Genomic DNA, 22,803 nt, shown 5'->3' with positions numbered 1-22,803 from the left:
GCAGGCGATGAAAGTCCTTCTGTTCGGCAAGGATGGCATGGTGGGCCGCGCCTTCCAGCGGCTGGCTTCGGAATCCGGCGTCACGCTGGAGGCCTATGGCCGTGCGGAAGCTGACTTCGCTCAGCCGGAACTGTGTGCCGAGCTGGTCAGCCGCTCGGATGCAGACGTCGTCGTGATCGCGGCAGCCTACACGGCAGTCGATCGGGCGGAGGACGAGCGGGAAGCCGCTGTCGTCATCAATGGCGAAACCCCCGGCGCCATTGCGGAGGCCGCCGCGCGGCGCGACGTGCCCGTGGTCCACATCTCCACCGACTATGTTTTCAATGCGGGGCACGATCAACCTCTTCAGCCCGGCGATCCCGTCGACCCCGTGAACGCCTATGGAGCTTCCAAGCTGGCTGGCGAGGAAGCCGTCCGCGCTGCCGGAGGGCCACACGCCATCTTCCGCACCAGCTGGGTTTTTTCCGCCGACGGACAGAACTTCGTGAAGACCATGCTGCGGCTCGGCGCGGAGCGGACGGAACTGAACGTCGTGGGCGATCAGATCGGTGGGCCGACCAGCGCCCGACGCGTGGCCGATGCCTGTCTTGCAGCGGCAAAAGCCCTGCTCGCGGACCCGGCGAAGAGCGGCACCTATCACTACGCAGGAGAACCGGCGGTCAGCTGGGCCGACTTCGCGCGGGACATCTTCGCCCTGTCGGGTCTCGACGTGAAGGTTGTCGACATTCCCACCAGCGCCTATCCGACCCCGGCAAAGCGGCCGGCGAACTCGCGTCTCGACAGCACCAAGGCACACGCCGTCTTCGGATTGGCTGTTGCCGACTGGAAGCGCGATCTGGCTGAAACAATACGGGAATTGCAATCGAAATGAGTGTTGCGCGTAAAGGGATCGTGCTGGCCGGCGGCTCCGGCACGCGGCTGTATCCGATCACGATGGCAGTCTCGAAGCAGCTGCTTCCGATCTACGACAAGCCGATGATCTATTACCCGATCTCGGTGTTGATGATGGCTGGCACGCGCGAGATCGCGATCATCACCACGCCGGAAGATCAGGACCAGTTCAAACGGCTGCTGGGCGATGGCAGCCAGTGGGGTGTCGAGTTTACCTACATCGTCCAGCCATCGCCCGACGGCCTGGCGCAGGCTTATATCCTCGCGGAAGAATTCCTCGCGGGCGCGCCTTCAGTGATGGTGCTGGGCGACAACATCTTTTTCGGCAACGACCTGCAGAAACTGCTGAAATCCGCATCGGCGCAAACCGATCGGGCGAGCGTCTTCGGCTATCACGTCGCCGACCCGCATCGCTACGGCATCGTCGGCATGGCCGAGGACGGCCGGGTCAACCAGATCATCGAAAAGCCCGCCGATCCCCCGTCGAACTACGCGGTCACCGGGCTGTACTTCCTCGATGGAACCGCACCGGAAAGGGCCAGGAGCGTCCAGCCTTCGCCCCGCGGCGAACTGGAGATCACCACGCTTCTCGAAACCTATCTGGTGGAAGACAGGCTCGACGTGAAGCTGATGGGCCGCGGGTTCGCCTGGCTCGATACCGGCACCCATGCCAGCCTGCTCGACGCCGGGAACTTCGTGCGCACGCTCGAGCAACGGCAGGGCCTGCAAAGCGGATGCCTCGAGGAGATCGCCTTCGGAGCAAACTGGATCGATCGGGATCAGATGCGCGAGCGCGCCGAACTGTTCGCGAAGACGGACTACGGCGCCTATCTCGCCCGCCTTCTGGATCAGCGACCGACCGCCTGAATATCGATGAAGAGAGCTTTCGACCTTCTGGCGGCACTGGTTCTCCTGCTGCCCACGCTGTTTCTGATGGCGGTGCTGGCGCCGCTGATCCGGCTAGACAGCCCCGGCTCGCCGATCTTCCGGCAGACCCGCGTCGGCCGGAACGAAGTGCCCTTCACTCTCGTCAAGTTCCGCACCATGCGGACCGACACCGGCGACAGGCCGTCGCACGAGGTCGGCGCGGCGTCGATGACGCGGATGGGCCCCTTCCTGCGCAAGACGAAGATAGATGAACTGCCGCAGGTCCTTGCGGTGCTGAGCGGTGCCATGAGCTTCGTCGGGCCGCGGCCCTGCCTGCCGTCGCAGATGGAACTGATCGAGGCGCGACGCGAACAGGACGCCTTTTCCGTGCGGCCCGGTATCACCGGCCTTGCCCAGATTGACGGTTTGGACATGTCGCAGCCGCGCAAGCTGGCACTTGTCGATGGTGAATATGTGCGCCGGCGCACGATGGCGCTCGACCTGTCGATCTTCGTCCGTACGGCGCTGGGCAAGGGGCGCGGGGACGCTGCGCGGAAGTAGGCGCCGCTACTCGGCTGCCGACGATGTTACCCGTCCATTGCTGAGCGTATAGGTTTTCCCGCTGGATTCGCAGGTATGGGTGGCCTCGCCATCTAGCGGAAGCGGCAGACGCTCGCCCGCCTCGTCCACCCAGCCGATCTGCGAAGCCGGCACACCGGCGACCACGGCGAAATCGGGGACGTCCCTGGTCACCACGGCACCGGCACCGACCAGCGCATAGCGGCCTATCGTGGTGCCGCACACGATCGTGCAGTTCGCACCCAGCGACGCGCCGCGCCGGACGAGGGTCTTGCGATACTCGTCCTTACGCTCGATCAGCGCGCGTGGATTGATGACGTTGGTAAAAACCATGCTGGGGCCACAGAAGACCCCGTCCTCCAGCGTGACATCGTCATAGACCGAAACGTTGTTCTGGATCTTGCAGCCATCGCCGATGGTCACGCGGTTGGCGACATAGACGTTCTGCCCCAGCGAGACTCGCTCCCCCAGCGTCGCGCCAGCGCTAACGTGGGTGAAATGCCAGATCTTCGAACCATCGCCGATCGTTGCGCCATCGTCGACGACCGCGGTGCCGTGCACGAAATGGGTCACGACCGGGCCGCTACCAGCGGGTGAACCTCGCCCTTGCCGAGTTCGATGGAGGCGTTGCGAATGCCCTCCACTGTCTCCACTGCGACGCGGGACGCATCGAGGCCGAACCCGCGCCCGGCAATGATTTCCTCGTAGCTGCGCGTATGCAGATCGGTGAAGCCGTCCGAGAATTCGATATCCTCGCCCGCTGCCGTGATCGCGCGGAAAGTCCGCTTGCCCTTGGCCCGCTCCTCCGCCGGCACGTCATCGACGTCGAGCGACAGGAACCAGCGCACACGCGCCTTTTCGAATTCGAGATAGCCAGCGGACTTCGTCGGCTCGGCCAGATGGACCACGCTGTGCTGCAGATCGCCGTAGACGAAATTGAGCATGTCGAAGAAGTGCACGCCGATATTGGTCGCGATGCCGCCCGACTTGTCGACCGCGCCCTTCCAGCTGCGCAGATACCATTTCCCGCGCGAGGTGATGTAGGTGAGGTCGACATCGTCCTTCGTGCCGCTTTGCTTCGCCGCGACCCTTTCGCGCAGGGCGATGATCGCCGGGTGCAAGCGCAATTGCAGGATCGTGTTGGCGCGCCGACCGGTTTCCGCCTCGACGCGTAAAAGCTCGTCGATTTCGCTGGCGCGCAGGACCAGCGGCTTTTCACAGATGGCATCGCTGCCGCGCTGAAGCGCAAACTGGATATGCGGATTGTGCAAGTGGTTCGGGGACGCGATCGAAATGTAATCGATATCGCCACCGGCCCTTGTCTGCGCCTGCAGATAGGCGGCAAATTCCTCGAACTCGGTAAAGAACTCGGCTTCCGGAAAATGGCTGTCGATGACGCCCACAGAATCGTTCTTGTCGAACGCCGCGACGAGTTCGGAGCCGGTGTCCTTGATGGCGATCATGTGACGCGGGGCGATGTAGCCAGCGGCCCCGATCAGGCCGAAACGCTTGGGTGCAATCGTCATGCGCGGATAACCTTTTCGTTGGTGTCGCGATACACGCCGCGGCTGTCGATGATCAGCTTCGCGTTGTCGGCGATCATCTTGTAGTCGAATTTCTCGTGATCCGTCGCCACGATCACGCAGTCGAATCCGGCGATCGTCGCTGCGTCGAGCGCGACGGATTGCAGGTCGAACTGATGTTCGCGCATCGTCGGAAATACGGGAACATGCGGATCGGAGTAGGCGACGTCGGCTCCGCGCTTGCGCAGGATTTCCATGATCTCGACCGAAGGGGATTCGCGCATGTCGTCGACGTTCCGCTTGTACGCGATACCCAGGACGAGCGTCTTTGCACCCTTCAGCGGTTTGCCCTGATCGTTGAGGCCTTCCATCACCTTGCCGACGACATATTCCGGCATGGCCTGGTTGATCTCTCCGGACAGCTCGATGAAGCGGGTGTGCAGACCGAACTCGCGCGCCTTCCACGTCAGGTAGAAGGGGTCGATCGGAATGCAATGGCCGCCAAGGCCCGGCCCCGGATAATAGGCGGTGAAGCCGAAAGGCTTGGTGGCCGCGGCCTCGATCACCTCGAAGATGTCGATGTCCATGGCGTCGGCCACGATCTTCATCTCGTTCACCAGGCCGATATTGACCGCCCGGTGGATATTCTCGAGAAGCTTGGTCATCTCCGCCGCCTTGGTCGAGCTGACCGGCACCACCTGTTCGATAGCGGGGGCATAAAGCGCCCTGCCTACTTCGAGACAGTCTGAGGTATGGCCGCCCACGATCTTGGGGATCGAGTGTGTGCTGAAGTGCAGGTTGCCCGGATCTTCGCGCTCAGGCGAATAGACGCAGAAGATGTTCTCCCCGATCGTCAGTCCGGTCGACGTGATCCGCGGGACGATCTCTTCTTCCGTGGTGCCCGGATAGGTCGTGCTTTCCAGCGAAACGATCTGGCCGGCCCGCAGATAAGGGACGATCGCATCGCAGGTGCTGACGACGTAGGACAGGTCCGGCTCGCGATACTTGTTCAGCGGCGTGGGCACGCAAATGATAAGCGCGTCGGCCTGCGCCGTCTGCGCGAAATCGGTGGTGCAACGGAACCCGCGTTCATTGGCACTGGCCACTTCCTCATCAGAGATATGCTCGATCGAGGAGTGTCCCTCGTTCAGTTCCGCGGTCTTCTTCTCATCGATGTCGAAGCCGAGGACCTTGAAGCCGATCTCCGAAAATCTCAGCGCAAGCGGCTGGCCCACGTAACCGAGCCCCAGAATACCGATAACCGCGTCTTTCGATGCGAATTTCGAGATAAGTTCAGCTGTGTTTGTCAATTTCGTATCCGATTGCTTGCTTTGGCAGCCGTCTGGCTCGCTATTGTTACATGGGTTCGCAATGGCGCCGCCGGCGCATCAGCCTTGCGCGAAGGGGACCTTGTCTTCCAGCCACGCGATGACGAAATCGCCCGACGTTACCATGACCCGATAGCCGTGTTCTTCCAGAGAACGCGCGAGCATGATCGAGCGGGGCTGACCATCCTTCGCATACCAGCCTGGCATGATGATACGATGCGGGAAATCGCTGCGATCCATATGCGATAACGCTTCGATCGCTTCGACCTCGGCTCCGTTGACGGTGAGGGTGACCAGGTCCGCAGGCTTGCCCGCCTCCTTCGTCAGCTCCAACAGCGACAAGGTCGGGATCGTGATCGTGCCATCCGAATGCACCACGTCGTCGTGGAAGGAATTGGCCTGGCGGGACGAAACCTGGATCGCCTTGGTTCCCTTTTCCGACCATATCCCGGCGTGGTGCAGGCTGACATTGTCGATTCCGTTGCGGTCAAGATTGTGCGCCGCGACCGCGCGGTTCGCGGGGATCGCTTCGACCGCGATCACCTTACCAGTGGCGCCGACCTTGCGAGCCGTCCGAACCGTGCCATGGCCGTAGAAGCACCCGATGTCGAAGACGGTCCAGCCTTGCGCGATTTCGAATTGCGATCGCAGGAATGCCTTTTGCGGTTCGGTAAGCGCGGGATCGAGTTGCGGCAGGTCCTTGTGCTGCAAGTGGAAGCTGCGCTTCTGGCCATCCGCGTACGGCATTTCCATGGTCGGCACATCGGTGTGCGGATACCTGTACCGTACGACGGCATCGGTCAGCGCCTTGGCATAGGAGCGGTCGAGGCCTTTTTCCTCGCATATCCGACCAAGGATCCGCCTTTCGTTTTCACGCGCAGGATCGCTGGTGATGATGACGCCATCGTCGAGCGTGATTTCGCGGTAGGAGAGGCCGTCGATCTCCACCTCGCGGTGGTCTGCGACGGAAAGGGACTGCGCTTCGCTGCGGATAGCATGCAACTGATCCGAGAACAGGGCATCCACGATAAAGTCGGGGCAGCTTTTCCAAAAGATCGATCTCGCACTCATCGCCGATCAATCCCGCGTTTGGCTTTTGTCATGTGTGTATAATTTCCCGCTGACGCCGCCGTAGCGGCCGTCCTTTTCCAATTGTTCGTAATGAACGCGGTCGCGTTCGGATATTTTTACCGGAGCTGCCGCACCGACGATCGATAGCGCAGGTATCTCTCCATGCACGACTGTGCCGGCACCGATAATCACACCTTCGCCGATGCGCGCTCCGGGGAGAATGATGGCCTCGGCTCCGATCCAGCAGTTCTTGCCGATCGAAACCGGCCTCGCGATGTTTTCCTGATCGTATGGCAATGCGGTGCCGCGATGGTTGTGATTGCGCGTGTAGATCGTCGTTCCCTTGCCGAAATGGCAGTTGTCGCCGATCGTCAGCCCGCCCTCGCAGACCCAGTAGGCACCGAAGTTTACGTGCACATTGCTGCCGAGGTGGAGTTTTTCGGGATGCATTATCCGCGACGAGCCGTGAAAAACGACATCCCTGGCCTCGGGACTGCCCCTGAGGGCGTGGGATGTCACCAGCCTGCCGGTCACTTTACCGAGCACCACCTGCACGAAACGCATCGCGAGATAGGAAAGGCGCAGTAAGGAACTCATTTGCGCTTATCCCCTCGATCGCGACGTGATGCGATGCAATCGGCGTAGATGCTCGCCAGCCTGCCGCAGTTGTTCGTGATGGCGAAAGCGTCGCTCGCAACGTCTGCGATGTGATCGGGCGAACCGTCCTTCATCGCAATCAGTTCGTTCAACTGTGCTGCCGTAATATTCATCGGGTCGTCGTAACTGATACCGACCCGATGCTCTACCGCGAAACGCGCTGCGCCTTCGCACACGCTGTTGATAATCACGGGCAATCCGGCGAACAGATATTCGGCGGTCTTCGTCGCGAAAACGCCCTTGGCGACATCGTGCTCTTCCGGAGTGGACGGGTCGAAATATGATAGCAGGCCCACGTCGCAGTGACGCATCATCGCAACTGTCTGGGTCGGGCTGTCGGCTTGGGCGAAATGCACGCGATCGGCCAGATGTGCGAAACCGGAGGATGCCAGATCGCTCCGGAGCCGATCATGCGGGGTGCGCGTGATGACGAGCAATTGCGCATTCTCGCGATGCCGCGCGATGGCGTCGAAGAGACTCCAGAGGTTGCGCGGATGATGCCAACCATCTGAGTCGAGGTATCCGCAGTAGCAGAACACGGGCCCTTCCGGCATCTTCGGTGGCAAGCTCTGCTCGACCTCTCCTTCCGGTCGCGAGACATTCAGGTGGATGAGATGGACATTCGCTTTCCCTTCCGAACGGGCACGGAAAGTGTCGCACAGCGGCTGGGATACCGCGGTCACGGCATCGCTTTCAATCAGCAGACGGCGTTCGGTCGCGCGCCAGAAAAGGTCGTCCGGGCTGCCCGGCTCCCACCGCTCCTTGAGCAGCCCCTCGCCCGGCATGTCGCTGCGTGTGTCGAACACGATGGCAAAATCGTGCCGCGAGCGCGCGCGCCATTCGTGCGCGGCATAGGTGGCGAGATAGGATCGGCAGTGAACGACATCGGGCCGCAGTTTGTCGATCAATGCCGCCATGCGCCGGGTATGAAACCAGTTGAACAGGCCGAGTTCGCGCCGGGTCGGATGAACGCCGACAGGTGGCACCGGAAGATAGCGCCGAAGAAAGTTTCCCGGCCCGAGGATCCGCTCGATCTTCCGCAGCCCGGCAGGAAAACGCCACTTCTCACGCACGAGGCCGCTGTGGATCAGCGGCAATCCAGCCAGCAGCCCAGTCCACGAGACGGCGTCCTGCGCCCGCATCTCGGCCGCGACGTTGACCAGCTGTCCGCCATAGACGCTCGAAAGCCGCGGCACCTCGCCCCACGAAACGTAGAGAACTCTCACGGCAGCCCCTTGCGCATCGCGAGATAGTCATGAGCCAGGGCAAGCGCAGCAACCACGCCCTGGGTCGGCTTGCGACGCAGTTTCCAGAAAGGAACTGCCAGCCGCACCAGGCGGCCGATCGTCGGGCGCTTGAGATAATCCGCCGGAAGCCCCGTCGCGCCGACCAGCCCTGCCAGCAGACGCGCCTGGCCGATGTACCATCCGTTGCGGATCTTGGCCCACCGGTCGCGCCTGGCTGCCGCGCTCGAAGCCGCACCCAGCACATTGGAATCGTGCTGGCGGTACCGCATCAGCGGGGCGTCATCGATCGTCCATCCGTAGCCGTTAGACCGCGCCCAGCAGTAGACGAACCAGTCATGAAGGGCGACCTGCGAAAGCCGCTCGGCCGGTGCCGCACGCAAATCCGCCTGTATGCGAAGTGCCATGGCGGCCGGAAAGACGAAGGTGCACCCCGGACCGGCGGATTCGAAGTGGTGATCGTAGCGCCGCTGCGGCTGCGCCTTGTCGATCAGCAGTTCGCGACCATCCTCCCAGAAAGCCGTCACGCTGGACGAATAGCCTCCGGCCACGGATTGGGCGAGATGGGCCGCCGCGGTTGCCAGCTTGGTTGGCAACCAGATGTCGTCCTGATCGCAAAACGCGACGTAGTCGAAACCGGAAATCCCTGTATCTCGCAGAAGGCCGAGGAAATTCTGCCCCGCCCCGCCGGCCTTGCGCTGCGTCACAGTGACGGGCCGATCAGCCGCCCAGCGATCCAGAATTGCGAGCGTGCCGTCCGCGGAACCATCGTCGTTGACGAAAATCTGCACCTCCACCCCATCCTGCGCGAACAGGCTGTCCAGTTGCTCGTCGAGCCAGCGCGCGCCGTTATAGGTCGCCAGCAGCACGGCAATCTTTGGAACGGTGCGGGACGTCATAGCTGGTGGATCGTGTGCGACATGATCAGGTAGATGATCGAGCTGACCACGCAGTACATCGTGTAGGCGGCCCGATGCTCTCGCGGGACGAGCCGGACGAAAAGCATGGGGAAAATGAACACGTAATACCGGAACGTCGCGATGGTCGGGATGGCCTGATAGATTACCAGCATCGACGCCAGCAGGGCGATGAGATCGTCCACCAGCGGCTTCTTGTCTTCAACCTTCAGGAAGCGCTTGATGCCGTAGACATAGGAGAGCACGTAATCGATGCCGTAGCCGAACACGGCCGACAATCCGCCCAGATAGACGAACGACCCGCCGAGCAGAGCGATATTTACCAGGAAATTGTCACGATAGCGATCGTTCGCCGACACGACCCCCTCGAACTCGAAGGCCCCTGTGCCGAGGAGGAGATCGAACACCGACTGGATCGTCGGGCCCAGAAAGGCAAACGCGAGAATGAATACGAGCACCCCGAGCACGAGGAGCGTCCGGCTGAAACCGATGGCCTCTCGAATGACGAGGAACAGGGCAAGGCCGATGAAGCTCCGGTCTATCGGCAGCAGCAGCACCGATATGATCAGAGCAGTGGTTCGCCGACCGCCGAAGGCCAGCACCACACCGATATACAGCGAAACGATGTGGAACACGACCTGGTTGTTGATCGATGTCAGATAGAACATCGAGGCAGGCCAGATGATGCTGTAAAGGTAAATCCTGGCCCGATCGCCGCGCAACAATATGCACGCAATTGCCGACAGCAGGATGATGATCGCGCCGTTGATCGCTTTCAGGGCCGCGTAGCAACTGTCTCCCGACAGGAGCTTCACCGACAGCTTGTTGCTGCCGAACGATGCCCGCGGATCCAGCGAATACGCAACGGTGCACGACTGCCCTTGAAGGTAGTCGACGATCTTCAGGTAGATGTTGTCGGTATTGTAGAGGGTCGAGATCTTGTACGCTTCATCTGGCCAGTTCAGCGCGGGATAGAACAGCGAGAAGGCGAAGGTGAAGATTACGAAACACGCCCACAGATAAGGCGTCGCGATGCGCCTGCGCGCTTCGTCCTGCGCTTTATCGCGCCGCTGAATTGGAAGTGTTGCTGCCTGCACCGCTGAATGACCGCTAGTTTGCGGTTGCCTGTCGAACCGAAGCGATGATGCGATCCTGAACCGATGGGTCGAGGTAGGGGTGCATCGGCAGGCTGAAGACGTTCGCGCTCAGCGCCTCGCTCACAGAAAGCCCTTCCGGATCGCGCGGGAAATGCGCGTAGGCTTGCTGCTGATGAAGAGGCTTGGGATAGTAGACCGCGGTCGGGATCCCGTCGTCCTGCAGGGTCTGCATGATCGCCTCGCGATGCTGCCCATCGCGGCAGGTTAGCGTGTACTGCGCCCAGATCGATCGGCTGTCTTGTGACACTTGCGGAACGTCGATCACATCACGCAAAGCTTCGTTGTAACGCGCGGCGACCGTGTTCCGGGCGACGATCTCACTTTCGAAGATGCTCAGCTTCTCAAGCAGGATGGCGGCCTGGATGGTGTCCAGCCGACTGTTCATTCCGATACGGGCATTTTCGTATTTGTGGGCGCCCTTGCCGTGGATCCGCAGGCTCTCGACTAAGCTTGCCAAGCCGGCATCCGTGGTGAGAACCGCGCCGCCATCGCCATAGCAGCCGAGGGGCTTGGCGGGGAAGAACGATGCGGTGGTGATCTTGCAGACAGCTGCCCCGGACAAGCCGTTGTACTGGCAGCCCAGCCCCTGCGCCGAATCCGACATGACCCACAATCCCCGCTCTGCCACGGCGGCGTGGATTGCATCGTAGTCGGCTGCGGCGCCGAAAAGATCGACTGCGATCACCCCCACCACTCTCAGTTCGTCGAGATCGGCTGAGGCGAGCGTCCGCGCCAGGCTGGCAGGGCAAATGTTGAAGCTGTGCCGGTCGACATCGACGAATACCGGCGTTGCCCCGACCAAAGCGACGGCTTCTGCCGTGGCCGCGAAGGTGAAGGAGGGGCAAAGCACGGCGTCGCCCGGCCCCACATTCAGCGCCATGAGGGCAAGCTGAAGAGCATCGGTGCCATTCGCGCAGCTGATGACATGCTCGACCCCGACAAAGCGCGCCAGCGCCTGTTCGAATTCGACCACTTCCGGCCCGCTGATGAAATTGCCGTCCGAAAGCACCTTGGCGATTCGCCGATCGACGCCATCGCGGATGCGCGCCATTTGCGCTTCGAGGTCGATGAAGGGGATAGTCAAGGGTTCAGGCTCCGAGCAAACCGGGATTGCCAGGCCGTTGTTTCGGGACCCGGCCCGGAACGTGATAGGCAATACACAGGGCGCGCCCTAGCGCCTCGATAAGACAGGGTAAACAGCGCTGTGATGAACGCGTCACGTTGCAAGCGCTTCGCGCCGCCTGATCCGCCAGTCGCAAAACAGCCAGAAGCTTGCGTAGGAGACAAGATTGAGGACCGCGAACACGGACGCGTAATCCACGCCGAGCGTCGAACCCAAGACCAGATAGACCACCACCGCGCGCGCCGCGAACAGGACGAACAACTCGTTCTCCACTCGCGCAACATCCCCGACATTTCCTATCGGCGCGAAACTCGCCTGGAATACGATGGCGCAGGCAATCGGAATGGCGAGCACCGGATCAGCGACCAGGTCGATCCAGGGCGCGATAACCAACACACTTGCCGCCACCACGATCGCCGCAATGGCGACGAACGCGAGTGCGCGGCGGGTCGTCTGGCGCATCTTGCTGCGGATCAAACGCGCTCCGTCACCGCGGTCGACATCGTATCCGATGATGTCGGCCAGAAACATCTGTCCGAACACCGTCGTGGCGAAAGTGGCCAGCGGGCCGAAAAGCTTGAGGAGAAAGCCAAAATCAGCCGCATAGGCGCTGGTCTGCGTCGACACGCACAAGATTACCGGAATGTTGGCGGCAAAGGTGTTCACAAAGATCGTCAGCGTTCGCATGGCGGACCTTTGCGCCAGCGGCAGAGCGTGATCTCTCGATACCGTACCCGGAACGCTGCGCGCTCGCCAAGCCTGCGCGAGAAGCCACAAACCGCTTGGCACTAGGTTCGCCAGTGCGAAGCCCAACACGACGCTTTCGAAAGGCAGATTCAAGAACACCGCGACAGCCGCGGCGCAGACGGAGAGAAACTGCGCTCCTCTTATCAAAAGGAGCATGCCCAGCCGCTGCTGCTGCACCAGCATGAATTGCCCGATCGCCTGCCATGCCAGCGCCAGAGCATAGAGCGCGCCCCAGAGCGGCAGCGGATACCCTGCAATCCTCACCAGGGATGTCAGAGCGTAGGCCGCAAGGCTGACGACGAAGACCGAAAGCAACACCGGCAGCACGATGCCGAGGCGGGTGAAGACCTTCTGTGCATGGTACAGCAGGACCTCCAGCCGCCACGTGGCGACCGCGCCGAGGATCGAAGCCACACCGATTACGAGCACAAGCTGGGCAAAATCCTCGTCGGCAAAACGCAGCTTTGCCGCGAGCAAAAAGGCCAGCGTGCCGAACTGGCTCATGGCAAGCGCCAGACCGAGCGGAAGCGCACGGCCGCGCCTCAGGCGTGCAATGCGCTCCACGATTTTGGACCCGGCCATCCGGATTATGCCCGCACGCCCAGCGCGCGGATTGCCGATACGAATGCGCCTTCACAGTCGGGCGCAAGATGACCCTTGAGGCCGAACTCGGAAACGAACCCGCCCCCTTCGTAACCGCCCTCGTCGCTTTGAGCTTTGGTTGGCAGGTAGCCGAAAACGCCGTCGAGGCAGCCGGTCGACAGGACCGTCTTGCCCGCGAACACCCCTGCGACCACGTTCCGATAGGCATGGGATACTTCGGCACCGCAGCAGAAGATTGCGACGTCGCCCAGATCGACAAAGGCGAGGTGCGTCTCGCTTTCCACATCGTCGGACAGCATGAACGGCGTTGTCGGAACGCTGCTTCGCGTGACGCGCGCATCGTCATACAGTGCGACAGTTCGCGCCTCCGATACCGCTTTGGACGCGCTTTTGCGAAGGGCGTCGGCCAGTTCGGCGAACCGCTGCGCGGACACTCGACCGAAGCCCGCGATGCCGAGGTGCCGCAGCAGGTTTCGCGGCGACCAGAAAGGCGTCACATTGGCATGACGGATATCGCCGCAGAAGCCGGGAAGAAACAGCACGGGAAGGTCGGCAATCCCGTGCACCTCGCGCAGCCTGTCGCGCACGACGGCCGGGAAATCGGCGTCGAGAGCAAGCGGGTCGGGCGCGGAGGTCGGATGACACGGCCAGCTCCATACGGCGGCCCGGACTTCGCCAGCTTCGTCCGCCAGTGTGAGGATTTCGACCGCGTGGGACACCGCGACTGCCCGGTTCGGCGCCATTTGCACGCCGTATCGCATGGCGCGGGGGTTGAAAGCCTTCCGCCTGCGGTAGATGTTCTGCGTGCACTCGGATTGCCCCAATTGGGCCGAAGCGGCACTGAATAAGGGCTTCGAAAGCAGCTCCTTGAGGTGCTTGCCGAGCAATTCAGCGACTGAATCAATATAGTCCGGGGCAACAGGACCGAGCGCTGGCTTCCCCGCATCAAGCCCCGGCGCCGTATGGGTGTGCGAAGCGACAAGGGCGACGTCGCCGGCGGGCAGTTTCGCCAGTTCGGCTACTTCGCTTGCCAGGGCATTCGTCGCATAGAGCGCATCGATCGCGATGAGCGCAAAATACCCTCCGCCCGATTTCCCAAGCAGAATGATGTTCGCTTCCAGCTTCCGGTCAGAGGATGAGCGGGAGGGTTGCGATCCGCGTCGACTGTAACCCTGTAGAGCGGTCTGCCCGACCAGTGCCGGCAATCTGACGCTGGCGGCGGCAAATCTCACGTATTGCGCCCCAGCACACGTTTTTCGACCGCGTCCGCAAAGAGCGAGGCTGTGAAGCGCGCCGAGGACAGCGGATTGGTCCGCCGCGAAGCATTGGCAACCTCGGCAAAGGTCGCCAGTGCGGCTTCGCGGTCGCCGCTCGCACCGATCCGCGCCCACATCTGTTCGAAGCCTGCTGCCGGGGTCTCGATGTCGATAGTGATGCTTTCCCTGCCCTCGAGAAAATCGACAATATTCGCCTGAGCAACCGCGACCATGTCGCGAGCGATGTTCATCTCGTCGCGGAATTTTCCGATCTGGAGAATGTTTTCTGCGTATCCGCGGATAATGCTTTTGCGATGGGGCCATCGGCGGTTGTACGATCGCGCGATCTTTTCATCGTCTCGGGTAAGATGGATTACCAGGTCGCCATCGGCGATCTCTCGTGAAAGCGCACCGAGCATCCAGCACAGGCGCGTGTCGGCTTCGATATGATTGTCAGGCTGACGGACCCGCTCCATCCCCAAGGCACCTTCTTTCGATTCATGCCCTGTCGTGAAATTCTCGATATGTCGGCACGCTTCGATAAAGGTCTTCGACCCGACGCGGCCAACGGACAGCACGAATACTCTCATCGCAAACTCCGGAGGCGAAATGTTGGCAGAGGGGGCCACCCAATCGGCTGGATCGAACTAACCATCGGTATAAGGTCAGACAACCGCCAGGAACTCATTTGTAGCGTTGGCTCGTTTTTTGACAGTACTTACGACGGATTTCTTCTGTCACCGAGATGGAGGCGGCTGAAATTTTCGCAGAAGGGAGGGGTCCATCCCAACGTTTCCTGCGCCCGCGCTCCGTCGATCAGATAATCATCCAAAAGAAGCGACGCGAGCCGCCCAGAAACTTTCTCTAAAATAACTCTGAGCAAGCTGACCGGAACAGGAAAAAGAATTGCTTTTTTCCTGTCAGCGACAGCTAGATTGAGCACCAATTGCCTCGTCGAGAGTGGAAAGCCGTCTGATACGTCGAAGGTTTCGCCCTCCGCGTGCGGACTTTCAATGCAGGCAATCAGAAAATCACAAAGAACGTCGAGGGATACGAAGTCCACACGATTGTGGGAAACTGATGCTAACGGTAGTGGCACGTTCCAATCGACAAATTTCTGGAGCAAACCAATACTTCCGCCTGCATTTCGGCGCAGAACTGGCGGGGGCCTTATTATTGTCAGCGCGCATTTGAGGTCGCGCGATTTTAGATATTCTTCGCAGGCGAGCTTTCCACGTGCGTAAGCTGTCGAAGGAACTTGATCATCGTCAGTCTTGTCAGGTTTTCCGGTATCGTAAATCAACGATGTCGACACAAAGATTAGTTGACCGACACCTGCAGTATCCGCCGCATCCGCAACCAGCTCAGCGCAACGCAGATTGCGAGACGTCCATTCCTCTTCGGACCCATGACGTTGGTGTGACGAGATCCCAGCGAGGTGAACGATGCAATCAATCGGTGCCACGCTGGAAAAGTCCAGCGCACTGGTATTCGATGCTGTCAAATCCCCAGTAATCAAGACTGGGAATTCCGGTCTAATTCGGGTCCGCTCCGACCGAACGCCCTGTATCGGCATCAGCCCTCGGTTCGCGAGCAATTTCACCAATCGTGTGCCGATAGCGCCATTAGCGCCGGTAACAAGCACCCTTTTTGGCGCGCTCCGCGAAACCTTGTCGGAAGAATTCATTGCTGCAAACCGACAGACTTTGAGCAATCAAATTGCTTTTTCAGCCGCAGCGTCGGGACCATAACCATAACCATAGCCGTACCCATAACCGTAGCCGGCTTGCTGCTGATGCAATTTGGTCAACACAAGACCGAATATACGAGCCTGAACAGACTGAAGACGAGCAAGCGAGGCCTTGATACCGCGAACAGCGACACCTTCTGCCTCGGCGACGAAGATGCAGCCTTCGACTGCGCTGCTAAGCAAGGGGGCATCGGCCAGACCCAAAATCGGTGGCGCATCGATAACGACATGATCGTACGTATCGAGCAGTGACCGGACAAGCACCTTCATTTTGTCGCTACTGAGAAGCTCGGCAGCACTGGGCGGCGTAGGACCAGAGGTCAGCATGTCGAGGTTCTGAATTCCGCTATTGTGGATCAGTTCACTCAAATTATTTGAACCCGCGAGAATATTGCTGAGTCCCCGATTATTCTCCACATCGAGAAACTCATGGATCGACGGGTAACGCATATCCGCATCGATGAGGAGGACCTTCTTGCCGGTGCGCCCCAAGACCGTCGCGAGCGCGAGGCTGGTTGTGCTCTTTCCTTCCGCAGGCCGCGTGCTGGTAACAAGAAAAGAACGTGGCACGCCGTGTGAGGTCGAGAAGGCGAGGTTGGAACGGACGCTGAGGTACGCTTCGGATAGCGTCGACTTCGCGTCCCGCAGGTCCGCCACGGCATCGCCATCCTCGATATCCGGCACACTGCCGAGGAAGGGGATGCGCAGGTCGCGCTTGACCTGATTGGGATCGCGCAGCCCCTCGTCGATCTGTTCCTTGGCAAAAATGGCGCCAGCGCCGACCAGAAGGCCGCCGAACAGAGCGATCGCCAGGTTCAGCGGCAGGTTCGGAGAGGAGGGCTCGTTGGGAACCTCCGCCGTGTCGACGATGGCGATGTTGTTCGCACCCACGCCGGCAACGCCAATTTCCTTGAAGCGCTGAAGCAGCGCATCGTAAAGTTCGCGGTTCGTATCCGCGTCACGCTGGTAGATGTTGTACTGGATATTGTCGCGGTTCTCCACGTCCAGTTCACGCTTCAGCCGGTCGACTTCATTGCGAAGGTCCTGCTCGCGCAGACGCGCTTCGCGAAGGCCAGAACTGCGGGCCGCGCTCACGCGGCGCTCTTCCTGAGCGATACTGCCGTCGAGCGCGCGGATCTGTTCCTGCAGCGCACGGGCAGCGGGGTAGCCGGGCTCGAACTGGACCATCAGCTTTGCGTATTCCGCCTGCGCTTCGGCGCGGCGCTGGCGCAGCTGGGTGATGGCCGTGTTGTCCAGCGATTGCTGGCTCGTTCCGCCCGTACGGGCCTGGCTTTCCGCCAGAATACGATCCGCCGTCGCTTCTGCCAGCGCAGTATTCGCCGCTTCAAGATCGGACGCGACCAGGGTCCGCCCATTCTGCGTGCGACCTTCTGCGTTCTGCGTCTGGCCAAGACTCACAATGTTCTTGTCCGATGCATAATTCACCACGTTGCGTTCGGATTCTTCCAGCCGCGAACGCAGGCCTGCCAGGCGTTCCTCGAGGAAATTGCGCGCATCGATCGTCGAAGCGAAGCGGCGATCCATGCTCGCTTCGATGAACTGTTCGGACCATGTGTTGGCGATGCGCGTGGCCAGCGTCGGGTTTGTCGAAGTGTATTCGACGTCGACCAGCGACGAGCCGCGAATAGGTGTGATCTCCACGTGCTCGAGCAGGATATCGACGACCTTCTCCTCGGCCCGGCGCCGCGCGGAGGATCGCTGTCCTTCCGCACCTTCACCCAGCGCTTCGGAACCGCCGGCATCCTCGGCCATGAAGGTCTCGTTCTCGACCAGTCGCAACTGGCGGGCCACCCGCTCAGCCAAGGAACGCGCCTCCAGCAGCGAGTACTGCGTCTGGTAGAATTCCTGGTCGAGCCCCGTATCGGCGGACTCCACGCTCTCCACCTGAGTCACGTTCTGCTGCTGGCGACTGATCTCCAGCCGCGCGACGGCCGTATATTCGGGCGTCATGAGCAAGGTGACGACCAGCCCAAGAATCGCAGCGATCACCAGAGCGCCGATGGCAATCCAGCGATTGCGGACGACCGCATACCAGTATTGCAGCAGCACGGGCGGCGCGAGGATGCTGCCATCCTGCGTTTCACTCACGTAGCCGACCGGCACGTCCTTGTCGGTCTGATCAAGCATGGAAGTTCTTGTCCGAGTTCATGAGCCGCAGAATCATCAGTTGCGCAAGGCCACGATGAGCGGGGAGGTGAGCAATGGTGCGACCTGCAACAGGTCCCTGAAAAGACGCCTTGCCTGCGAATCGCCGACGATGACGACATCGTTCGCGAAGATTTCAGGATCGGCGTAGTTGCCGCGCCGGATTGCCTTGAGATTGTAGAGCGCCGCATAGCGTTGCCCGTCGACCGTGCGGAAAACGACCACGTCGTCGAGCTTGGCAAATTCCGAAGTGCCCTGTGCAGTCGCAACCGCGCGCATCAAGGTCATCCGGCCGACGACGGGGTAGAGACCTGGCCGACCGACCTGCCCGTCCACCGTTACGACCTGGCTGACGGTTTCCTTCAGGTTGACCGTCACCTGCGGATCACGGACGTAGGCGGCGCGCAAGCGGGCCTCGATCTCGTTTTCCAGCTCGGCCGGGGTCTTGCCCGAAGCGTCGATCGTGCCCACCAGCGGGAAAGACAGGCGCCCGCCAACATCGGCCTGAACTTCGCGCTGGCTGAGTTCCTCGATGCCGAAGACATCGATCACCAGCTTGTCGAAGGGACCGATCAGATAGGGCCGGTTTTCCTGAAGGATATCAGTGGACGACGGCTCGGGCAGCACGTCGCTGTCGACTGCCGCAACACTGGGCCCGCCAATAGGCTGAGGTTTGCCGGCGCAGGCCGACAACACACTTGCCAGGGCAAGAAATGCGAGCAATCTCAACAATATTCTCCGGTGGTCATATCAGTCACCAGCTCCCCCTAGATTTTGCGGATGCAAAGTCCAAGCACTTAGTGACTGTGAAAAAACGAAGCGGGCTGGCGAGCCCGGGCAGGAAAGGCGCTTTATCCTGCAAGATTGTCGCCCCGATGAACGAACTCGTCGACCAGCTGCGAGAGCACGCCGATAACGCCGGCATCGGTATCGGTTTCGCGCAATCCCGCGATGATGCCCAGGACGCCGGGCTGAAAGTCCTCATGCGCTTTCATCACTCGCGGGTGGACGGTCTTTTCGGCATCGGCCCCGATCAGCAGTTCCTCGTAGAGCTTCTCGCCGGGACGCAGCCCGACTTCCCGGATCTCGATGTCGCCGTCAGGATGGCCTTCATCGCGGACCGTGAGACCGGAGAGTTGCACCATGGTTCGTGCGAGCTCGGCGATGCGGACGGGCTTGCCCATGTCGAGCAGGAAGACCTCCCCGCCCTTCGCCAGGCCAGCAGCCTGAATGACGAGGTTCGCCGCTTCGGGAATGGTCATGAAGTAGCGCGTGATGCGCTTGTCGGTCAGCGTGATCGGACCGCCGGCGGCAATCTGGCTGCGGAACAGCGGGACGACCGACCCGCTCGATCCCAGCACGTTCCCGAAGCGAACCATGGAGAAACGCGTTCCGGTCTTCATCGCGGCGTGGGCCTGCACGACCTGTTCCGCCACGCGCTTGCTCGCGCCCATGACGTTGGTCGGGCGCACCGCCTTGTCGGTGCTGATCAGGATGAAATCGCGCACGTCGGAGGCTTTCGCCGCGTCGACCACTTCGAACGTGCCGAGGACGTTGTTGCGCACGCCTTCGACCGGATTGGCTTCCACCAGCGGCACGTGCTTGTAAGCGGCTGCGTGATAGACCGTGTCGAAGCCGAATTCGGCAAACACCCGGCGCACCCGTTCCCGGTCGGTGACGGAGCCGAGACGCGGCACGATCGCGACGGTCTGGTCAAGTTCCTGCGCCAGCGCCAGAAGCTCCCGCTCGATAGCGTAAAGCGCGAATTCGCTCTGCTCGAACAAGACCAGGCGCTTGGCGCCGATCTGCACGATCTGGCGGCACAGTTCACTGCCGATGGAGCCGCCCGCGCCGGTGACCAGCACCGACTTGCCCACGATTGTGCGGCCCAGCAGCAGCTCGTTCGGCGTCACCGGATCGCGGCCCAGCAGATCCTCGATGCGGATTTCCTGCAAGTCGGTGACCGAAACCTTGCCGTCGACCAGATGGGTCATGTTCGGAAGCGTCTGGACGTGGACGTGCAGCCCCTGAAGCCCGTCGATGATCGCCCGGCGCCGCTTGCGCGAAACGCTCGGCAGGGCGAGCAGCACGGTGTCCACCGCTCCATCCGCAATGACCTCGCGCACCATGGAGCTGTGGCGCACGATCGTCCCGTCCAGCGTCTGCCGGTCGAGGCGCTTGTCGTCGTCGACGAAACCCACCAGCGCGAAGCCGGGGTCGTAACGCAGCGATAGTGCCAGTTGCTGGCCCGCGCTGCCCGCCCCGTAGATCAGCACCCGCTTGCGTCCGCCGGCGTGGCGGTGCGCGCCGAGCAGGTCGATCAGCACGTGGCGCGCCACCAGCCGCGCCGCGGCGGCAAAGCCGAAGAACAGGATCGGCTGGATGAAGGCGACCGTGCGCGGCACGCCGGGCACCCCGATGATCATGAAGATGGCCAGCATCGGCAGCGCGTAGATCGCGATCGCCGAGGCAAGCAGCATGATGGTGCGCCCGCCCGAGAAGCGGAAGATCGTGCCATACGCGCCCGACCAATAGAAGATCGGGAGGAACATCGGCACCGCGACGGCGGCGAAGATCAGCGGAGGTTCGACCGGGAAGGACAGCGCCCCTACCCGCAGCGAGAAAGCGATCAGCACGGCGGCAATGCACAGCGCGATATCGACGGCGATCACCATCGCGCGCTTCTGCCGCCGTTCCAGTTTCAGCAGGCGCGCAAATCCGCCCAGCACCGCCGATGCCGCTTTATGGCGCCAGTTCTCGGGCTCTTTGTCGGTCGCTGCCGCCGTCATTTCAACCCTTCGGTCGCTCTGCCACGAGGTGCCCAAGCCCTTGTCGACATTAGTGAATTCAACTGACCGGCCGCAGCTGCCGGGCAATGCGGACGCGCTTTGCCCAAACTGGTTAGCATTGCAAGCCTTGCAACGCCACATCAGCAAGTCTGCCGTGCGCTCGATCAGGACGGGCGTGACATTGTGGCCACTCTGGGCGATGCCCGCGGTCTCAGGAGGACGCCCGGACCATGCCCGCACCAGCCGACAATACCCCCGTCATCATCGCTGTGGGACAAGCCTCGGAACGGCTGGGAGACGGCGGCTATCGCGCGCTTTCGCCGATGGACCTCGCCGGTCAGGCGCTGGCGGCGGCGATTGCGGATGCGAAGGCGCGCGGCAATCTCGCCGGTGCGATCGATACCTTGTGTTCCATCCGTCAGTTCGAGAATTCGACCCCGCGCTCCGTTCCGCCCTTCGGCATGGCCGACAATCCGCCGCGCGCCATCGCAAGGCGGGTTGGCGCCAACCCGGCCCGCGCAATTCTGGAAGTCACCGGCGGACAAGGCCCGCAGGCGATGCTGGGCGAGTTGGCGACGGAGATTGCGGAGGGGCGCTCCGAATGCGCAGCGATAGTCGGAGCGGAAGCGATGTCGAGCGTGCTGACGCTGCTCGAGGCAGGCGAGACGCCCGACTGGTCCGAAACGGTCGGCGGCAGCCTTGAGGATCGCGGTTACGCTATCGACGACATGTTCGAGCGTGCACTCGTCAAGCACGGGGCGGGCGCGCCCATCCCTGCATACGCCATGTTCGACAACGCGCGCCGTGCGCGTCTCGGCCAGACGCTGGAGGAGTATCGCCACGCCATCGGCACGTTGTTCGCACCGTTCACGCACGTGGCCGCCGCCAATCCTCATGCCGCCGCGCCCGTCCAGCGTAGCGTTGAGGAACTGGCCAGAGTGACGGACCGCAACCGCATCGTCGCGGAACCCTACACCCGCATGACCGTCGCGCGCGATAAAGTGAACCAGGCCGCTGCCATCGTACTCGCCTCTGTCGCGCAGGCAAGAGCGCTTGGCGTGCCGGAGGAACGCTGGGTGTATGTTCACGCCGCCACCACGGGCAAGGAACTGCCCGTTCTCGCCCGGCCCGATCTGGCAAGGAGCCCGGCTTCCATCGCGTCGGTCGAGGCGGCATTGGAAATCGCAGGTAAGTCTATCGCGCAGATCGACGCGATCGACTTCTACAGCTGTTTCGCCATTCCGGTGTTCAACCAGCTCGATCATTTCGGGCTAGCGGTGGACGACCCGCGCGGCTTCACTCTGACCGGCGGGCTGCCTTTCTTCGGCGCGGCGGGGAACGATTATTCGGCCCACGCCATCGCCGAGGCGGTCCAGCGTGCCCGCAGCGCGCCCGGCAGCTTCGCATTGGTCGGCGCGAATGGTGGGGTGATGAGCAAATATGCGACGGGCATTTATTCGACCATGCCAGCCGAATGGAATGGGCGAGGCCGCACGAGGGCTTTGTCGCAGGCGGAAGATCGCGTTGCGGTGGCGAGGGATTTCGCCGGACAGGCGGTGGTGGAGACCTACACGCTGATGCCTGGCAGGGGCGGCGATATTGCCGTCGTGATCGGTCGCAACGATGCGGGCGAAAGAGTGATTGCCAATGCCGATCTCGGCCATGGCGCGACCCGTGCATCGATCGAAAGCGGCGAACCGTTCGGCGCCCGGATGATGATCCGGCAGATCGCGCCGGAACAGTTCGCGGCCCGCATCGCGTCGTGATCGAACCGCTCTCGACTGACATTTGTAAGGCACGGGAACCGCAAGGCTTTTCGCGCGATTTCTCCCGCGCATGGAACAGTTCCGGTTCATCTCCAAAGATCGCAAGGGGAAGTGGTACGACCGCCTGACCCTGGCCCAGCAACACGCGGCGAAAGCCGGAGTAGGCTTCCTCGACGGGAGCGGAAATTTCGTCGCCTATCGCGGCACGATCCTCGAAATCCGGCACAAGACGGTGAGCCGGTAAGCCTTCGATTCTGCACCATTGAACCGGAAGCGGAAATAGAACAAAATGGGAACATAGTGATTCGACCGATTCTCTCGATGGTTCCCGACCCTTGCCCCAGTACCACTACCCGTGCCGCCCCCTTC

21 protein-coding genes are annotated in these 22,803 nt (G+C 61.6%); 5 read left to right on the top strand and 16 right to left on the bottom strand.

The genetic code is table 11. The features are described 5' to 3' along the window. The first annotated feature begins 7 nt into the window (after positions 1-7). Genes rfbD through ACXYN8_RS08720 form a run of 3 tightly spaced genes read left to right on the top strand, consistent with a single transcriptional unit; the run spans position 8 to position 2,319 of the window. A complete protein-coding gene (gene rfbD / locus ACXYN8_RS08730; protein ID WP_458889040.1) occupies positions 8-871 on the top strand; it encodes a dTDP-4-dehydrorhamnose reductase in 864 nt (287 codons plus the stop codon). Next, on the top strand, positions 868-1,758 hold the full coding sequence (gene rfbA / locus ACXYN8_RS08725; protein WP_458889039.1) for a glucose-1-phosphate thymidylyltransferase RfbA: 891 nt from the start codon (positions 868-870) through the stop codon (positions 1,756-1,758). The genes rfbD and rfbA overlap by 4 nt, the downstream gene beginning before the upstream one ends. A gap of 6 nt (positions 1,759-1,764) precedes the next feature. Next, entirely contained in the window at positions 1,765-2,319 is a 555-nt protein-coding gene (locus ACXYN8_RS08720; protein ID WP_458889038.1) for a sugar transferase, read from the top strand. Between the two features lie 6 nt (positions 2,320-2,325). On the opposite strand, the gene ACXYN8_RS08715 is transcribed toward ACXYN8_RS08720, so the two are convergent. The 16 genes from ACXYN8_RS08715 to ACXYN8_RS08640 all read right to left on the bottom strand — a co-directional run bounded on the left by ACXYN8_RS08715 (position 2,326) and on the right by ACXYN8_RS08640 (position 20,668). Then, on the bottom strand, positions 2,326-2,910 hold the full coding sequence (locus ACXYN8_RS08715) for an acyltransferase (protein WP_458889037.1): 585 nt from the start codon (positions 2,908-2,910) through the stop codon (positions 2,326-2,328). Further along, the gene (locus ACXYN8_RS08710; protein ID WP_458889036.1) at positions 2,907-3,863 is read right to left on the bottom strand and encodes a Gfo/Idh/MocA family protein; all 957 of its coding nucleotides are present in this window, start codon (positions 3,861-3,863) and stop codon (positions 2,907-2,909) included. Before ACXYN8_RS08710 ends, ACXYN8_RS08715 begins: the two co-directional genes overlap by 4 nt. Further along, positions 3,860-5,170: a nucleotide sugar dehydrogenase gene (locus tag ACXYN8_RS08705; protein ID WP_458889035.1), complete on the bottom strand. Its 1,311-nt coding sequence runs from the start codon at positions 5,168-5,170 to the stop codon at positions 3,860-3,862. The genes ACXYN8_RS08710 and ACXYN8_RS08705 overlap by 4 nt, the downstream gene beginning before the upstream one ends. 78 nt (positions 5,171-5,248) lie before the next feature. Beyond that, positions 5,249-6,214 (bottom strand): FkbM family methyltransferase, encoded by a 966-nt coding sequence (locus ACXYN8_RS08700; protein WP_458889034.1) that lies wholly within the window; start codon positions 6,212-6,214, stop codon positions 5,249-5,251. A 51-nt stretch (positions 6,215-6,265) separates the two neighbouring features. Then, positions 6,266-6,856 carry an acyltransferase gene (locus ACXYN8_RS08695; protein WP_458889033.1) on the bottom strand — a complete coding sequence of 197 codons (591 nt, stop codon included), beginning with the start codon at positions 6,854-6,856 and terminating at the stop codon, positions 6,266-6,268. Beyond that, positions 6,853-8,142, bottom strand: coding sequence for a glycosyltransferase (locus ACXYN8_RS08690; protein WP_458889032.1), 1,290 nt, complete (start codon positions 8,140-8,142; stop codon positions 6,853-6,855). Before ACXYN8_RS08690 ends, ACXYN8_RS08695 begins: the two co-directional genes overlap by 4 nt. Next, positions 8,139-9,059 carry a glycosyltransferase gene (locus ACXYN8_RS08685; RefSeq protein ID WP_458889031.1) on the bottom strand — a complete coding sequence of 307 codons (921 nt, stop codon included), beginning with the start codon at positions 9,057-9,059 and terminating at the stop codon, positions 8,139-8,141. The genes ACXYN8_RS08690 and ACXYN8_RS08685 overlap by 4 nt, the downstream gene beginning before the upstream one ends. Continuing rightward, positions 9,056-10,174 carry a hypothetical protein gene (locus tag ACXYN8_RS08680; RefSeq protein WP_458889030.1) on the bottom strand — a complete coding sequence of 373 codons (1,119 nt, stop codon included), beginning with the start codon at positions 10,172-10,174 and terminating at the stop codon, positions 9,056-9,058. The genes ACXYN8_RS08685 and ACXYN8_RS08680 overlap by 4 nt, the downstream gene beginning before the upstream one ends. 13 nt (positions 10,175-10,187) lie before the next feature. Continuing rightward, positions 10,188-11,318, bottom strand: a complete 1,131-nt coding sequence (locus tag ACXYN8_RS08675) for a DegT/DnrJ/EryC1/StrS family aminotransferase (protein WP_458889029.1) — start codon at positions 11,316-11,318, stop codon at positions 10,188-10,190. A gap of 132 nt (positions 11,319-11,450) precedes the next feature. Then, positions 11,451-12,686: a hypothetical protein gene (locus tag ACXYN8_RS08670; protein WP_458889028.1), complete on the bottom strand. Its 1,236-nt coding sequence runs from the start codon at positions 12,684-12,686 to the stop codon at positions 11,451-11,453. A 5-nt stretch (positions 12,687-12,691) separates the two neighbouring features. Continuing rightward, complete coding sequence (locus tag ACXYN8_RS08665; RefSeq protein ID WP_458889027.1) at positions 12,692-13,939, bottom strand: hypothetical protein; 1,248 nt, start codon at positions 13,937-13,939, stop codon at positions 12,692-12,694. Then, positions 13,936-14,553: a hypothetical protein gene (locus ACXYN8_RS08660; RefSeq protein ID WP_458889026.1), complete on the bottom strand. Its 618-nt coding sequence runs from the start codon at positions 14,551-14,553 to the stop codon at positions 13,936-13,938. Before ACXYN8_RS08660 ends, ACXYN8_RS08665 begins: the two co-directional genes overlap by 4 nt. A gap of 128 nt (positions 14,554-14,681) precedes the next feature. After that, positions 14,682-15,650 carry an NAD-dependent epimerase/dehydratase family protein gene (locus ACXYN8_RS08655; RefSeq protein WP_458889025.1) on the bottom strand — a complete coding sequence of 323 codons (969 nt, stop codon included), beginning with the start codon at positions 15,648-15,650 and terminating at the stop codon, positions 14,682-14,684. A gap of 27 nt (positions 15,651-15,677) precedes the next feature. Continuing rightward, the gene (locus ACXYN8_RS08650; RefSeq protein ID WP_458889024.1) at positions 15,678-17,861 is read right to left on the bottom strand and encodes a GumC family protein; all 2,184 of its coding nucleotides are present in this window, start codon (positions 17,859-17,861) and stop codon (positions 15,678-15,680) included. Between the two features lie 36 nt (positions 17,862-17,897). Beyond that, positions 17,898-18,506, bottom strand: coding sequence for a polysaccharide biosynthesis/export family protein (locus ACXYN8_RS08645; protein WP_458889023.1), 609 nt, complete (start codon positions 18,504-18,506; stop codon positions 17,898-17,900). A 224-nt stretch (positions 18,507-18,730) separates the two neighbouring features. Continuing rightward, the gene (locus ACXYN8_RS08640; RefSeq protein WP_458889022.1) at positions 18,731-20,668 is read right to left on the bottom strand and encodes a polysaccharide biosynthesis protein; all 1,938 of its coding nucleotides are present in this window, start codon (positions 20,666-20,668) and stop codon (positions 18,731-18,733) included. A gap of 230 nt (positions 20,669-20,898) precedes the next feature. On the opposite strand from ACXYN8_RS08640, the gene ACXYN8_RS08635 reads away from it, so the two are divergent. Beyond that, positions 20,899-22,434, top strand: a complete 1,536-nt coding sequence (locus ACXYN8_RS08635) for an acetyl-CoA acetyltransferase (RefSeq protein WP_458889021.1) — start codon at positions 20,899-20,901, stop codon at positions 22,432-22,434. Positions 22,435-22,504: 70 nt separating this feature from the next. Continuing rightward, positions 22,505-22,678, top strand: a complete 174-nt coding sequence (locus ACXYN8_RS08630; RefSeq protein ID WP_458889020.1) for a hypothetical protein — start codon at positions 22,505-22,507, stop codon at positions 22,676-22,678. Positions 22,679-22,803 lie beyond the last annotated feature (125 nt).

It is taken from the genome of Altererythrobacter sp. CAU 1778 (assembly GCF_054482795.1).
Note: the sequence above shows the minus strand (reverse complement) of the source record. Positions and strands in the feature narration are given on the sequence as shown.

Excerpts from the sequence above, each read along its gene's own strand:
- rfbD (WP_458889040.1), top strand. The coding sequence starts at position 8 with ATGAAAGTCCTTCTGTTCGGCAAGGATGGCATGGTGGGCCGCGCCTTC.
- ACXYN8_RS08660 (WP_458889026.1), bottom strand. The coding sequence starts at position 14,553 with ATGAGAGTATTCGTGCTGTCCGTTGGCCGCGTCGGGTCGAAGACCTTT.
- ACXYN8_RS08655 (WP_458889025.1), bottom strand. The coding sequence starts at position 15,650 with ATGAATTCTTCCGACAAGGTTTCGCGGAGCGCGCCAAAAAGGGTGCTT.
- ACXYN8_RS08670 (WP_458889028.1), bottom strand. The coding sequence starts at position 12,686 with ATGGCCGGGTCCAAAATCGTGGAGCGCATTGCACGCCTGAGGCGCGGC.
- ACXYN8_RS08710 (WP_458889036.1), bottom strand. The coding sequence starts at position 3,863 with ATGACGATTGCACCCAAGCGTTTCGGCCTGATCGGGGCCGCTGGCTAC.
- ACXYN8_RS08650 (WP_458889024.1), bottom strand. The coding sequence starts at position 17,861 with ATGCTTGATCAGACCGACAAGGACGTGCCGGTCGGCTACGTGAGTGAA.
- rfbA (WP_458889039.1), top strand. The coding sequence starts at position 868 with ATGAGTGTTGCGCGTAAAGGGATCGTGCTGGCCGGCGGCTCCGGCACG.
- ACXYN8_RS08640 (WP_458889022.1), bottom strand. The coding sequence starts at position 20,668 with ATGACGGCGGCAGCGACCGACAAAGAGCCCGAGAACTGGCGCCATAAA.
- ACXYN8_RS08635 (WP_458889021.1), top strand. The coding sequence starts at position 20,899 with ATGCCCGCACCAGCCGACAATACCCCCGTCATCATCGCTGTGGGACAA.
- ACXYN8_RS08695 (WP_458889033.1), bottom strand. The coding sequence starts at position 6,856 with ATGAGTTCCTTACTGCGCCTTTCCTATCTCGCGATGCGTTTCGTGCAG.
- ACXYN8_RS08685 (WP_458889031.1), bottom strand. The coding sequence starts at position 9,059 with ATGACGTCCCGCACCGTTCCAAAGATTGCCGTGCTGCTGGCGACCTAT.
- ACXYN8_RS08720 (WP_458889038.1), top strand. The coding sequence starts at position 1,765 with ATGAAGAGAGCTTTCGACCTTCTGGCGGCACTGGTTCTCCTGCTGCCC.
- ACXYN8_RS08630 (WP_458889020.1), top strand. The coding sequence starts at position 22,505 with ATGGAACAGTTCCGGTTCATCTCCAAAGATCGCAAGGGGAAGTGGTAC.